This window comes from Humibacter sp. RRB41, from assembly GCF_022761015.1.
Classification (GTDB): Bacteria; Actinomycetota; Actinomycetes; order Actinomycetales; family Microbacteriaceae; genus Humibacter.
Genome location: NZ_JAKWJQ010000001.1, coordinates 21,690 through 35,414 on the forward strand (window position 1 = coordinate 21,690; position 13,725 = coordinate 35,414).

14 protein-coding genes are annotated in these 13,725 nt (G+C 68.8%); 4 read left to right on the forward strand and 10 right to left on the reverse strand.

What is annotated here, in order from left to right:
* Window positions 1-62: 62 nt before the first annotated feature.
* Both MJ603_RS00105 and hemB read right to left on the reverse strand, forming a co-directional pair.
* Window positions 63-1,454 (reverse strand): glutamate-1-semialdehyde 2,1-aminomutase, encoded by a 1,392-nt coding sequence (locus tag MJ603_RS00105; protein WP_243062682.1) that lies wholly within the window; start codon window positions 1,452-1,454, stop codon window positions 63-65.
* A gap of 53 nt (window positions 1,455-1,507) precedes the next feature.
* Window positions 1,508-2,482, reverse strand: a complete 975-nt coding sequence (gene hemB / locus MJ603_RS00110; RefSeq protein WP_308220570.1) for a porphobilinogen synthase — start codon at window positions 2,480-2,482, stop codon at window positions 1,508-1,510.
* 230 nt (window positions 2,483-2,712) lie between these two features.
* Between hemB and MJ603_RS00115 the strand changes: the two genes are divergently transcribed.
* Complete coding sequence (locus tag MJ603_RS00115) at window positions 2,713-3,585, forward strand: SDR family oxidoreductase (protein WP_243061639.1); 873 nt, start codon at window positions 2,713-2,715, stop codon at window positions 3,583-3,585.
* Window positions 3,586-3,742: 157 nt separating this feature from the next.
* Complete coding sequence (locus MJ603_RS00120) at window positions 3,743-5,167, forward strand: MFS transporter (RefSeq protein ID WP_243061640.1); 1,425 nt, start codon at window positions 3,743-3,745, stop codon at window positions 5,165-5,167.
* On the opposite strand, the gene MJ603_RS00125 is transcribed toward MJ603_RS00120, so the two are convergent.
* Window positions 5,168-5,659 (reverse strand): RimK/LysX family protein, encoded by a 492-nt coding sequence (locus MJ603_RS00125; protein ID WP_243061641.1) that lies wholly within the window; start codon window positions 5,657-5,659, stop codon window positions 5,168-5,170.
* 26 nt (window positions 5,660-5,685) lie between these two features.
* On the opposite strand from MJ603_RS00125, the gene MJ603_RS00130 reads away from it, so the two are divergent.
* The gene (locus tag MJ603_RS00130; protein ID WP_243061642.1) at window positions 5,686-6,870 is read left to right on the forward strand and encodes a RimK family alpha-L-glutamate ligase; all 1,185 of its coding nucleotides are present in this window, start codon (window positions 5,686-5,688) and stop codon (window positions 6,868-6,870) included.
* 8 nt (window positions 6,871-6,878) lie between these two features.
* On the opposite strand, the gene MJ603_RS00135 is transcribed toward MJ603_RS00130, so the two are convergent.
* The 7 genes from MJ603_RS00135 to hemQ all read right to left on the reverse strand — a co-directional run bounded on the left by MJ603_RS00135 (window position 6,879) and on the right by hemQ (window position 13,218).
* Window positions 6,879-7,985: an MFS transporter gene (locus tag MJ603_RS00135; protein WP_243061643.1), complete on the reverse strand. Its 1,107-nt coding sequence runs from the start codon at window positions 7,983-7,985 to the stop codon at window positions 6,879-6,881.
* Between the two features lie 265 nt (window positions 7,986-8,250).
* Window positions 8,251-9,060 (reverse strand): LysM domain-containing protein, encoded by an 810-nt coding sequence (locus MJ603_RS18675; protein ID WP_243061644.1) that lies wholly within the window; start codon window positions 9,058-9,060, stop codon window positions 8,251-8,253.
* Window positions 9,061-9,073: 13 nt separating this feature from the next.
* The gene (idi, locus tag MJ603_RS00145; protein WP_243061645.1) at window positions 9,074-9,613 is read right to left on the reverse strand and encodes an isopentenyl-diphosphate Delta-isomerase; all 540 of its coding nucleotides are present in this window, start codon (window positions 9,611-9,613) and stop codon (window positions 9,074-9,076) included.
* Window positions 9,610-10,407 (reverse strand): uroporphyrinogen-III synthase, encoded by a 798-nt coding sequence (locus MJ603_RS00150; RefSeq protein ID WP_243061646.1) that lies wholly within the window; start codon window positions 10,405-10,407, stop codon window positions 9,610-9,612. Before MJ603_RS00150 ends, idi begins: the two co-directional genes overlap by 4 nt.
* Window positions 10,404-11,384 carry a hydroxymethylbilane synthase gene (gene hemC, locus MJ603_RS00155; RefSeq protein WP_243061647.1) on the reverse strand — a complete coding sequence of 327 codons (981 nt, stop codon included), beginning with the start codon at window positions 11,382-11,384 and terminating at the stop codon, window positions 10,404-10,406. Before hemC ends, MJ603_RS00150 begins: the two co-directional genes overlap by 4 nt.
* On the reverse strand, window positions 11,381-12,460 hold the full coding sequence (locus MJ603_RS00160; protein ID WP_243061648.1) for a ferrochelatase: 1,080 nt from the start codon (window positions 12,458-12,460) through the stop codon (window positions 11,381-11,383). The genes hemC and MJ603_RS00160 overlap by 4 nt, the downstream gene beginning before the upstream one ends.
* A complete protein-coding gene (gene hemQ / locus MJ603_RS00165) occupies window positions 12,457-13,218 on the reverse strand; it encodes a hydrogen peroxide-dependent heme synthase (protein ID WP_243061649.1) in 762 nt (253 codons plus the stop codon). The genes MJ603_RS00160 and hemQ overlap by 4 nt, the downstream gene beginning before the upstream one ends.
* A 214-nt stretch (window positions 13,219-13,432) precedes the next feature.
* Between hemQ and MJ603_RS00170 the strand changes: the two genes are divergently transcribed.
* Window positions 13,433-13,705, forward strand: coding sequence for a hypothetical protein (locus tag MJ603_RS00170; RefSeq protein WP_243061650.1), 273 nt, complete (start codon window positions 13,433-13,435; stop codon window positions 13,703-13,705).
* Window positions 13,706-13,725: the final 20 nt, after the last annotated feature.

Consider the following 13,725-nt stretch of genomic DNA (forward strand, 5'->3'; position numbering starts at 1 on the left):
CGGCACTGTGCTTGAGGGCAGGCTCACATTAGCGCCGGCACGACCTGGTGAACAAGCAGAATCTAGACGGGCGACACGGATGCTGCCGCGCGGGCCGCCGCGGGCAACGCATCGAGAACGCGCGAGACTGCATCCTCGTCGTGGGCGGCCGTGACGAACCAGGCCTCGAAGACGCTCGGCGGCAGCGAAACGCCTGCGTCGAGCATGGCGTGGAAGAAGGGGCCGTAGCGGAAGGCGTCCTGTGCCAGGACGGCGGCGTAGTCGAGGGCCGGCGTCTCGCAGAACTGGATGCTGAACAGATTGCCGGCGCGGGAGATGAAATGCGGAACGCCGGCTGCCGTCAGGGCGTCATCGACGGCGTCGGAGATCACCTCGGCGACGTCGTTCAGCCGACCGTAGACATTTCCATCCGCCAAGCGCAGCGTCGCCAGGCCCGCGGCCACCGCGACCGGATTGCCCGACAGCGTCCCCGCCTGATAGACCGGACCGACCGGGGCGAGCCGCTCCATGATCTCGCGGCGTCCGCCGAGGGCCGCCAGGGGCATCCCGCCGCCGATGACCTTGCCGAAGGTGACGAGGTCGGGCAGGTAGGTGGGCGAGATGAGGTGGAGGGAGCCGTCGTCCTCCTCGCGGATGGCGAAGGCATCCTGCGCCCAGAACCCCGCGGCCGAAACGCGGAATCCCGTCAGTACCTCGTCGAGGATCAGCAGTGCTCCGTTGTCGTGCGCGGTGTCGGCGAGGAATGCGTTGAAGCCGGGCCTCGGAGTGACGACGCCCATGTTCGCGGGGGCCGCCTCGGTGATGATCGCCGCGATGCGGTCGCCGTGCTCGGCGAAGACCGCGCGCACGGCGTCCCGATCGTTGTAGGGGATGACGATTGTCTGGCCGGCGATCGCCGCGGGGACACCCGCCGAAGCAGGCAGTGCCAGGGTCGCGAGACCGCTGCCCGCGTCGGCGAGCAGGCCGTCGGAATGTCCGTGGTAGAGCCCGGAGAACTTCACGATCAGATCGCGACCGGTGAACCCTCTAGCGAGACGGATCGCCGTCATCGTCGCCTCGGTGCCGGTGGAGACCAGGCGGAGTTCATCGATGAGTTTCGTCGTCACGAGTGACTTGCCGTTGAGGTGATGCGAGCCTGGCGTCACGCTGAGGCGGTCGATGACGAGCTCGGCGAGCTCCGTCTCGGCCGGAGTCGACGCACCGAAGCTCAGGCCGCGAGAGGCGGCATCATGCACGGCGGCGACGACCTCGGGATGCGCGTGCCCCAGGATCGCGGGACCCCACGATGCGACGAGGTCGACGTATTCGCGGCCCTCGACATCAGTCACGTACGGTCCGCGTGCCGACACGAGGAACCTCGGGGTGCCGCCCACCGAGCGGAACGCGCGTACGGGCGAGTTCACTCCGCCAGGGATGACCTGGCGCGCCTGCTCGAAGGCGGCGGCGTTCGTCATCGCCGGCGCGGACCCTTCGACCCGCGGGGTTCGCTCAGGGGTCTCGGGGTTCGTCATTTCAACCATCCAGCAACTTCGACCGCCCAGTAGGTGAGCACGGCGTCGGCGCCCGCCCGACGGATGCTCGTGAGCGTCTCGAGCACGGCCCGCTCGCGATCGATCCAACCGTTCGCCGCAGCCGCTTCGACCATCGAATACTCGCCACTGACCTGATATGCCCATACGGGAATATCACTGATCGCGGCGACGTCGCTCAGCACATCGAGGTACGAGAGCGCCGGCTTCACCATCAGGATGTCCGCGCCCTCGTCGAGATCGAGCCGCGCCTCGCGCAGGCCCTCGCGTCGGTTCGCCGGATCCTGCTGGTAGCTTCGGCGATCGCCCTGAAGCTGCGAGTCCACCGCCTCACGGAACGGACCGTAGAAACTCGACGCATACTTCGCCGCGTATGCAAGTACGGCCGTGTCGGTGAAGCCCTCGGAATCGAGCGCGTCGCGCACCGCGGCGACCTGGCCGTCCATCATGCCGCTGAGGCCGAGAATGCGCGATCCGGCATCGGCCTGAGCGAGCGCCATGTCGCGGTAGCGCTCGAGGGTGGCGTCGTTGTCGACGGCGCCGGCGGCATCCAGTACCCCGCAGTGGCCGTGGTCGGTGAATTCGTCGAGGCAGAGGTCGGTCTGCACCACGAGCGCGTCGCCGACCTCGGCCGCCACCGCCCTGGTTGCGACGTTCAGGATGCCGTTCGGGTCGGTGGCGCCGCTGCCGACGGCATCCCGAACCTCGGGCACGCCGAACAGCATCAGCCCGCCGATACCGGCCTCGGCCGCCTCGTTCGCGGCCGCCTTCAGACTGTCTACCGTGTGCTGCACGACACCCGGCATGGACGCAATGGGGCGGGGTTCGTCGATGCCCTCGCGCACGAACACGGGGAGGATCAGCTCCGCAGGGTGCAGCCGGGTCTCCGCGGTGAGCCGGCGCATGGCCGGCGTGGTGCGGAGGCGGCGGGGGCGAACAGTCGGGTGCAGCACGTCGTTCACCCGTCAAGGCTAGCGGGATGGCGCTGAGCGAACCGTGAGCCCCGAGCCCTGGCCCCTGGCCCCCGGCCCCGGCCCCGGCACTGACCCACGCCTTCGGCCCACGACCGTTCCCACCCACCACCACAATTCAGGACATACGGGCACTCGTGCGGGATATGTGGTCGGCCGGCCACCTGTCCTGAATTGTGGCGCCGCGTGTTGTAGAGCTCGAGAATCGGACCATGCAGAACAACGCCCTCCCCCTTCTCGGCAAGACCGCGCTCGTGACCGGGGTCTCGCGGCGACGCGGCATCGGCTACGCCGTCGCCCGCAAGCTCGCGACGCTCGGCGCGAGCGTCTTCATCCACCATTACCGCCCGCACGACCTCGACCTGCCGTGGGGCGGGGACGATCTGGATGCCGTGCGTGACGGCATCCGTTCTGCGCTCGCGCCGCAGGCGGTGATGGGCGACCTCGGGGCCGACCTGATGCAGGATGCCTCGATCGCCACCCTGCTCGACGCGGCGAACGCGCTCACCGGGAGCTTGGACATTCTGGTCTGCAATCACGCGAAGAGCGGTGACGATGGCGGCATCCTCGACATGACCCCGGAGCGCCTCGACGCATTCTGGAGCACGAACACCCGGTCCACTCTGCTGCTGACCGCGGAGTTCGCGCGGCGCAAGGGGGGCGTCACCGCCACGGAACCGCGTCGGCCCGGTGAACGGGTCGAGCGCACGCCGTTCGCAGCGCCGGTCGGCCGGGTGTTCTGGATGACGTCCGGCCAGATCCACGGCCCCATGCGCGGCGAGGTCGCCTACGCGACGAGCAAGGCGGCGCTGGCGGGCGTCACCGCGACGGTTGCCGCAGAGTTGCTCGAGTCGGGCATCGTGCTGAACACGATCAACCCAGGTCCGGTGAACACCGGCTACCTGGATGCCGAGACCACGGAACGTCCGCTCGAAGAGCTGACCGAGGTGGTCGCCGCGACGCCGTTCGGCCGCTTCGGGCGCCCGGAGGACCCCGCAGAGCTGATCGGTTGGCTCGCCACGGACGCCGGGGCCTGGATCGTCGGCCAGGTCATCACGAGCGATGGCGGCTTCTCCCTCGCTTGACCGCCCCGCGCCGCGGGCAGCGATGTCGTCCCGCCCTTGCGTCGCCCCGGCACTGTCTTGCCGAGCGGGCATCGAATTCACGTGAATACGAGGGTGGCGCGGCAATACAGTGCCGGGGCGACGCCAGGGGGTTGGCCGGCCGCATACGATCGAGGACATGGCTGGCGGTGCGGGTGACGACGAGTCGACACCGCTTCAGAGCAAGCGTCGTGCGACGTGGGCGGTCGGCAGCATCAGTCTCGGGACGCTGCTCAATCCGCTGAACTCGTCGATGATCGCCGTCGCGCTCTTCGACCTGCAGAAGACGTTCACGCTCGGCATCGCCGAGGCGACCTGGGTGATCACGGCGTTCTATCTGGCATCCGCCGCCGGCCAGCCGCTGATGGGGCGTCTCGGCGACCGATTCGGGCCGCGCCGGCTGTTCGTCTTCGGCATGGCCGTCGTGATCGTCGTGTGCGTGCTCACGCCGTTCGCACCCTCGTTCGCCTGGGTCTGCGTCGGCAGGGTCGGGCTCGCGATCGGGACGGCGACGGCGTTCCCGTCTGCCGTCGCGATGGTGCGACCGCTCAGCGCGCGCACCGGAACGTCGACTCCGCGGCTGCTGGGACGCATCCAGATCGCCAACACGGCGGGCGCGGCGATCGGCCCTGTGATCGGCGGACTGCTCGTCAGCACCCTCGGCTGGCAGGCCATCTTCGCGGTCAATGTGCCGCTGGCGGCGATCGCGCTGATCGGCACCTGGATGCTCGCCCCCACGGATGCCGCACGCCGCCGGGAACGAATCCGCACCATGGTGCTGCAGTCCGACATCCCCGGCATCGTGCTGTTCGTCGGCACGCTCGTCGCACTCCTGGTGTTCCTGCTCGGACTGACGCCGACTCCGATCTGGTGGCTGCTGCCGGTCGCCGTTGCGGCGGCGGCGGGGTTCGTGTGGAGGGAGTTGACGGCATCCGTTCCGTTCATCGACCTGCGGCTGCTGGCCAAGAACCGGTCGCTGATGATGGTCTATCTCTGCTTCGCGGTGTTCAACCTCGTGTACTACACGGCGTTCTTCGGCCTGCCGCAGCTGCTGCAGGAGCACGGGCATTACGACGCCGGGATCACCGGGCTGCTGATGTTCCCGCTCGCCGCCGTGACCATCGGGCTCACCCCGCTCGGCGCGCGCTGGATCGAGACCCGGGGCCTGCGCTTCACCCTCATCGTCGGCGGCCTCGGGCTCATCGTGGGCACCGGGCTGCTCGCGATAGCGGCGGTAACGGTCAGTCCGATCGCGATCCTGCTGATCACGGCCGCGATGGGTGCGCCGTACTGCGTCGTGAGCATCGCGATGAGCCAGGCGCTCTACGCGTCCGCCGCGCCGAAGGATGCCGGCGTCGCGGCCGGAATCTTCCAGACCTCGCGTTATGTCGGGGCCATTCTCGCGACGACGCTGCTCGGCATCGTCTTCGTCGGCGGCTCGGGACCGGATGCCGCACCCCAGTGGATCACGATCGTCGCGATCGCCACCGCGCTGGCCGTCGTGCACGCGGTGCTGCTGGGCGCGTGGCATCCGCGGGCGTACCAGGACGCTGAGCGAGCGTAGCTACAGCCGACCGCGATTACGGCGGCGGATCGGACGCGGCGCACGGCCGCTCATGAACGAGCGGCCGGGATCAACCACGAAGCCGCCTTGGCGCAGGGCCTGCCGGCCGACGAGCATCCTGAAGCCCATCTGGTCGCGGTTGGTCAACGTCGTCTCGGCCTGAACGGTGCGCTCGTTCAGCTCCAGCTCGAGCAGCACGACATAGCGGCGCTGCGTATGGCCACTGGAGCTGCGCACGATGCGCCGGTCGTACACCGGGCATTCGACCGTGACGGCGTCGCGGTTGGAGTCCTGCCACGGGCGCACCCTGAACCGCACCCTGGCACCGTCGTCGAGCTCCTCGATGTCGAACGCGTGCAGTGCGGAACTGCGCGCGCCGGTGTCGAGCTTCGCCTTCACCCACGGCACTCCGATGCGCGGAAGAGTGACCCACTCACGCCACCCCAACACGGTGCTTGAATGGACTGTCCCCGCTAGCGCACCCCTGCCCATACCCCCATCTTTCCAGGAGCCCCACGTTGAAGTTGGCCATCCTTTCGCGGGCCCCGCAGTCGTACTCCACTCAGCGCCTGCGTCAGGCCGCCCACGACCGCGGCCACCGCGTCAAGGTGCTCGACACCCTGCGGTTCTCGATCGACCTGTCGGGCGAGGAACCCGACCTGCAGTACCGCGGTCGCCTGCTGTCGGACTACGACGCGATCCTCCCGCGCATCGGCAACTCGATCACCTACTTCGGCACAGCCGTGGTGCGTCAGTTCGAGCAGATGGATGTCTACACACCCAACACCGCGAACGGCATCACGAATTCGCGTGACAAGCTGCGCGCCACCCAGATCCTCTCCAGGCACAACATCGGCATGCCGGCGACCGCCTTCGTGCACAGCCGCGCCGACGTGCGCACGGCGATCGAGTCCGTCGGCGGCGCTCCCGTCGTGATCAAGCTGCTCGAGGGCACGCAGGGCGTCGGGGTCATCCTGGCGCCCGCGGCGAAGATCGCCGAGGCGATCATCGAGACCCTGCACTCGACGAAGCAGAACGTGCTGGTGCAGGCGTTCATCTCGGAGAGCCGGGGACGGGACATCCGTGCGCTCGTCGTCGGCGACCGGGTCGTCGCGGCGATGCGTCGGGTGGCCAGCGGCGACGAGTTCCGCTCGAACGTGCACCGCGGTGGCTCCGTCGAGCGCGTGGAGCTGGCACCGGAGTACGAACAAGCGGCCGTGCGCTCCGCCCAGATCATGGGCCTGCGGGTGGCGGGCGTCGACATGCTGGAGGGCAACGACGGCCCACTCGTCATGGAGGTCAACTCCTCACCGGGCCTGCAGGGCATCGAGTCGGCGACCGGTCTGGATGTCGCGGGCGCGATCGTCGACCACATCGACAACCAGGTGGCATTCCCCGAGATCGACGTACGCCAACGGCTGAGCGTCTCGACCGGCTACGGCGTCGCCGAACTCGCCGTCGGCATCGGAGCCGATCTGGTCGGCAAGCGTCTTCGCGACTCGGGGCTCGACGACCGCGACATCACCGTGCTCACGCTGCATCGCGGAGCGGCTGTCATCCCGAATCCGAAGGGGAACACCGAGCTCGAGGCGGGCGACCGGCTGCTCTGCTTCGGCAAGCTCGAGGAGATGCGCTCGATGATCCCTGCCCGCCGCCACCGCCGCGCCAAGGTGCGCAAGCTGCCGAAGGATGCCCTGGCGTAGACCCGCACTCACCGACGCCGTTCCATCCTGCCGAGAACCGGGTAGGCGACCAGCAACGTCACCGGAAGCAACGCGGTCAGCGCTGCAAGCCCCAGGAATCCGGCGGCCCACGTGTGCACCTGGATGACGTAGCCGACCAGCGGCGCGGAGGTCGCGATCCCGATCGCGCTGGCGGAGTTGATCCACGTCATCGCCTGCGTGTAGGCACCGCTCGCGGTCGTCCTCTGGAGCAATATCGAACCGGGTATCAGCACCAGCGCGACGCACCCTCCGACGAGGCCGTAGCCGACGATCATGACGGGCAGGTTCGGCGCCAACGCCAGAAGTGCGCATCCGACCGCGAGGATGCCGCCTGCCGCGATCATCGTCTTCACCGGTCGGCCTCGCTCGAGAGCGCCGTACGCCAGGCCGACGGAGAGACTGACGACTCCGCCGGCCGCCGAGATCACCCCGGCAAGAGCACCTGCCCCGTGTGCGATGGCGAAGGCTGTGATGGCGACTCCGATGCCGCCGAAGAACAGCCCCATCGCCAGATTCGCGGCGAAGAGCGCGAGGAACCGTACATTGACGAGCCGGCTGTCGACGAGGATGCCCCGAGACGACCGGTCGCACACCGGCTCCGTCGGGCGAGCGGTGAGCATCCCGGTCATTCCCGCCGAGATCAGCAGGACGGACACGAGCAGGCCGCACCACGTCGCGACCGTCGCACTCAGCACCGTCACCACGACCGGACCGACCAGGAAGGCGGCGTCGTTGAGCGAGCCCTCGAGCGAGAGCGCAGCGGCGAGGAGGGGCGGAGAGCCGACGGTCTTGCGCCAACGTGCGGCCGACAACGCCCCCACCGGAGGAGCGGTCGCTCCGGCGACGGCGGCAAGTCCGATCATGACCACGCCCGACGACGACCACGAGCGCGCGAGCACGAGCCCGATCCCCGCCGCTGCGAACACCGTTGCCGTCACGAACACGACCCTTCGCTGACCGTGCCGATCGATGACACGGGCGACCTGTGGCCCGACGATCGCGTCGGCGAGGGCGAACGCCCCGGAGGCTGCGCCGCCCAGGGCGAACGATCCGGAAGATCCCTGGACCGCCCACAGCACGGCCAGACCGCTCATTGCGACGCCGAGTCGGGCGATCGCCCCTGGCGCGAAGAATCTCGCGGTTCCGGGTATCGCGAAGACCCGGCCGTATCGATCCGCGAATCGCGAAAGAAAAGAAACCCGACCTGTGCGCACAGCAGAACTCCAGCGGCTCATCACCGCGAGCTGCCAGACAGGTCGGACTGGGACTTCAACTCGCACGCGCCGTGAGGCGCGAGCACGAGGCTACGTCATGCGCCGTGCGGCATGCAACACCCCTCGCCACACCCGGTGGCGATGCTCACGCCGGCGGTGCGCCGCGATCCGCGAGCGAGAGATTGATCCTGTCGCCGGCCTCGATGTTCGGTGCTTGCGGGCCGAACGGATTCAGGTAGTACAGCTCGTCTTGAGTGATGCCGAACCGTGCGACGATCGCGGTGACCGTGTCATCCGATGCGATCGTGTAGACATCCGGATGCCCGTGCTTCACCGTGACCGCGCCCCTCGCGTGCGGCTCGGATCCGTGGTCGATGACGTCGAGGTGCGTCAGCGCCCCGGGGATGGTCCAGTGCAACACGCCGATCGCGACCACCGAATCCACGCAGCCGTGCGCATCGGATGAGTTCCCGGTATGCGCCAACACGGCGCTCTCAAGGTAGGTCGGGTCGGGATCGAAGGGGCTCCCCGGGATCCCGTCTGGAATCGTCCACGACATGGTCGACGGCGTTACCGACCCGTTCGACACGTTCCACATGTCGGCGGGACACGTGGCATCCGGCCCGTATGGACTCAACGAGAAGTCGATCTCCCCTGCAACGTCCGTGTGCAGATCCGACAGAGCGAACACTGTGCGGCCCGGTTGCCGGCTGACGGTGAACGTCGCTGACGTCGTTCCGTCCGGCGACGTCAGCGCAGCAGTGGCGATGGTGCCGTCCTGCGGCCGCACATCCTTGATGACTCCCGACGGTGCAGGTTGTGCAGCGGCGTGGACCGCAGACGGCGTAGCTTCGTGCGCCGGATGTTCCGCGGTGCACGCGGCCAGAAGCGAGATGCACGAGGCTGCGGCGACCAACACGACCGCCAGTTCGGCCCGCCGACGCGATCGCTTCACTCGATGTGCCCCTTCACCGGACGGCATAGAGCGGGAGCAGCTTGGCCTGCTCCACGAGCCAGGGGCTGAACGCCCATGGGGTGCTCTGCAGGGATGCCCCGAGCTCGGCGGGCGCGACCGCCGCGAACTCCGCAACCTCGTCGGGATTCGCCGCTGGGGCGCCGACCGCCCGTGCTACGTAGACGGGGCAGATCTCGTACTCGACGGTGCCGTTCGCGTCGGCCGCCTTGTACCTGAAGTCAGGGAGTGCGAGCTCGAGACCGGCCAGCTCGAGGCCGAGCTCGTCGCGGGCGTGCCGGCGGACGGCATCCTCGACCGACTCCCCTGGCGCGGGATGCCCGCAGAACGTGTTCGTCCACACACCGGCGAACGTGCGCTTCGACAGGGCTCGTCGCGTGACGAGCACGCGGCCGTCGTCGAGCAGTACGTGGCACGAGAATCCGAGATGCAGCGGGGTTTCCGCGCAGTGCACGGATGCTTTCGGCGCGGTCCCGATCGGCTGGCCAGCGTCATTCAGAAGCACGACGAGGCTCGAGTCGACGGTGACCGTCACGACGCAGCTCGTCTGGCCGCGTACCCGGCGACGGTGTCGACCAGAGATTCGGCCGTGCGGTCCACCGCGATGGCGTCGACGCGCAGGCCGGCGGCACGGGCATCCCGAGCCGTGCGCGGTCCGATCGCGGCGACCAGCGTCGACGACGGCACGGGGCCGAGCTGCTGCTGCACCTGCTCCGCCACGCTGCCCGAGGTGACCAGAATGGCGTTGATGCGGCCGGATGCCACGTCGCCGATCACGTTCGCGGCGATCGGAACGCCGACGGTGCGGTACGCGACGACCGACTGCACGTCGTGCCCGAGTCGCGCGAGACCCTCGGTGAGAGTCGGCTTCGCGATCTCGCTGCGCAGGGTGAGCACCTTGAGCGGAACGACCCCGCGAGTGGCCTCGCGCCACTCGTCGAGCAGCCCGTGAGCCGAGTTGTCGTCGGCCGGCACCAGATCGGCGCGGTAGCCGGCGGCGAGCAGCGCCGCGGCGGTCGTCTCGCCGACGGCCGCGATGCGGGTGTGCGACGGGATGCGCGTCTGGTGCGCCGACAGCACATCGACGGTGGTCGCGCTCGTGATGGTGAGCCAGTCGAAGTAGCCGGTGGCGAGGGCCGTCAGCGCCTGCTCGAGGGCATTCTCATCAGCGGTCGGAGCAAAGTTGATCATCGGCGCCACGACGGGGATGCCGCCGTGCCCACGGATGTCAGCGGCCACCGAGTCCCCCCACGGACCTCCGCGCGGCACGAGGACACGCCAGCCGGCGAGAGGTTTCGGACCCTGGGTCGGAATCGGACCGGTCGTCATCGGGTCGCACCCTTCAGCGGCGCCAGCCGCGCGGCGCCGCCGTCGAGGAGTTCGTCGACGACGCGCCGCGCTACGTCCTCCGCGGCCTCGAGCAGTGCGGATTGCCCACTGCCCTCGAGGCTCGCAGCGTGCGACGAGGTCAGCTTCTCGGTGCCGTCGAGGCTGTACACGGTCGCGGTCACGAAGAGGAGCCCGTCTTCGATGAGAGCTGTGACGCCGAGCGGGGCGGCGCATCCCGCCTCGAGCCCGGCGAGCACACCGCGCTCGGCGGCCACGCTCGCTCGGCTCGTCACGTGATTGACTGCGGCGAGCGCCTTGGCGATCGCGCGGCCCTCCGGAGATGCGGCGGTCTGTCTGCGAGTCTCGAGCGCGAGCGCACCCTGGCCGGGGGCGGTGGGCCATTGAGCGAGCTCGAGGTGTTGGGATGCGGCATCCGCATGGCCGAGCCGTCCGATGCCGGCAGCGGCGAGCAGGATCGCATCGAGCCGCCTGTCCTCTTCGACCTCGCCGAACACCCTGTTCAACCTGGTGTCGATGTTGCCGCGCATGTCGACGACCTCGAGATCCGCTCGTGCCGACAACAACTGTGCGACTCGTCGCGGCGAACCGGTACCGACGCGAGCCCCGGCGGGGAGCGTCTCGAGAGTGAGGTGATCGCGTGCGCACACCACGTCGCGGGCATCCGCGCGCTTCGGCACTGCGGCGAGCAGGATGTCGGGGTGCGGCGCGGTCGGAAGATCCTTCAGCGAGTGCACCGCGACGTCGATCTCCTCGTTCAGGAGCGCGTCGCGCAGCGCACCGGTGAAGACGCCGGTGCCGCCCAGTTGGGCGAGCGATTCGGTGGTCGTGTCACCGTGGGTGGTGATCGTGACGAGCTCGATCTCGAGACCGGATGCCTTCGCCAGCGAGTCGGCGACCTGACGCGTCTGCGCCAGCGCCAGCGCGCTGCCGCGTGTGCCGACCCGCAGAGCGGTCATCGCGCTTCGACCTTGTCGGTCCGTGCGCCGACCGGCTCGTGGTCGGGCCATGGCCCGAGGTCGGTCACATGGGCGCGCCGCTCGGGCGCGATGTCGTTCAGGCGCTCCTCGATCAGGTCGACCAGGCCCGCGACGAATGCCGGATGGGTGCCAGGCGTCGGCACGCGTACGGCGCGCAACTCGTTGTCGGCAGCGGTGCTGAGCGCCTCGTTGTCGAGGTCCCACACCACCTCCATGTGGTCGCTGACGAAACCGAACGGCACGATGATGACCGCGCGGGTGTCACCCGCAGCGGCGAGGTCGGCGATCGCGTCATTGATGTCCGGCTCGAGCCACGGCGTGCGCGGGTCGCCGGAGCGCGACTGATAGACCAGCGACCACGGGATGCCCGCTGCCGCCGCCTCCGAGACGGCGTGCGCCACGGCGCAGTGCTGCGCGACGTAGGCGCCGCCGGTGCCGAACTGCGGTCCGGATGCCGCCGCGGCCGCGGTCGGAATGGAGTGGGTCACGAACAGCACGTGGATGTCGTCGCGAGCCACGGCATCCGCTGCGCCGGCGCTCGAGTCGGAGGTCAGCTCCGCGACCGCCGCATCGACGCCCTCGACGAGCGGGGTCACGAAGCCGGGGTGGTCGAAATACTCGCGGATGCGGTCGATCGTCACGACGTCGGCCAGGTCGGTCTCGGCGAGCGCCTTCTCGAAGTCCTCGCGGTACTGTCCGACGCCGGAGTACGACGTGTAGGCACTGGTCACCAGCGCGAGCAGGCGGTCGTGGCCGGCGCGGTGAGCGTCGCGAACGGCATCCGCGAAGTACGGGTCCCAGTTGCGGTTGCCCCAGTGGATGGGCAGATCGATGCCGCGTCGGGCGAGCTCCGCCTCGAGTGCGGCCCTCAGCTGCCGGTTCTGCTCGTTGATCGGGCTGACGCCACCGTGCACGCGGTAGTGGTGGGCGACCTCTTCGAGCCGCTCGTCGGGCACACCCCGGCCGCGCGTCACGTTGCGCAGAAACGGGATGACGTCGTCCTGGCCCTCTGGCCCGCCGAAGCTGGAGAGCAGGATCGCGTCGTATTTCGTCATTGCAAGACCTCGGGAACGTCTGTCACAGGAATGCGTCGACCCGTGAAGAAGGGGACCTCCTCGCGCACGTGCCTGCGGGCATCCGTGGCGCGAAGGTCGCGCATCATGTCGACGAGATCGACGAGGTGATCTGACTCCATCGGCAGAAGCCATTCGTAGTCGCCGAGTGCGAAAGCGGCGACCGTGTTGGCCAACACCGAGCGGAACGCCGCACCCTTCCGGCCGTGGTCGGCGAGCATGCGGCTGCGCTCGGCGTCGGGGAGAAGATACCACTCGTAACTGCGCACGAAGGGGTACACGGTGAGCCACTCCCGCGGCTCGAGACCTCGCAGGAACGCGGGAACGTGGGCCTTGTTGAACTCGGCCGCTCGATGAACTCCCATCGCGTTCCAGGTCGGCAGCAGGTCGCGCAGCAGGGCGGTTCGCCGCAGACGGCGCAGCCCGGCCTGGATATCTTCGGCGACGGGGCCGTGCAGCCAGACCATGAGATCGGCGTCGGCCTTCAGCGCTGAGACGTCGTAGAAGCCGCGCACCGTGACGCCGGATGCCTCGACCTCGTCGACTGCAGTCGCGAGGTCAGAGACTGCCAGGGCCGTGGCATCCGCGTCGAGCGCCAGCGGGCGTCGGGGATCGCGCCGCCACACTGCCCACAGCGTGAAGCCGTCCGGCTGGGGCGATGCGTCGTGCTCGGGTTCGTGTGCTGTTGTGCTGGGGGCGGGAGATTCGGATGCCGCTTCGGCAGCCGCCGGGTGAGTCATGGCATCCAGTCTCCCCCGTTGCGCCCTGTCGGGCAAAAGCAGGGCGAACACCGTCTCTCGGGGCGCAGTCTCCCGGCCGTCGGGTGATGTACACCGGCCGTACACCTCTGCACCCCTTGCGTCGGCGGCGTATTTGAACGCAAGCTGGACAAATCCGACGAAACCTCTGGGATGAACCGAATAAAAACGGACTTCGTGGTGTTGATAGATGCAAATGTCTGAATCGTTGAAGAACTCCAGCCGTGTCGCGGAGCAGACCTCCACGAACACGACCACCCGTCGCAAGCGACCGAGCCGTGCGAAGGCGCGGCCCATCATGGATGCCCGTGCCAAGGTGATCTCTGCGTTCCCCTGGGCGCAGAATCTCTCCTACACGGAGCAGCAGCAGTTTGCCGACGAGCTCGCGCACCACCCCCGCGATCTGCCGAACGGGCAGCTCGAGGCGCTCATCCTCTCGTGGAAGCAGCGCTCGCGAAGCGTCGCGTAAGCGAGCCCGTTCGGCCCGCT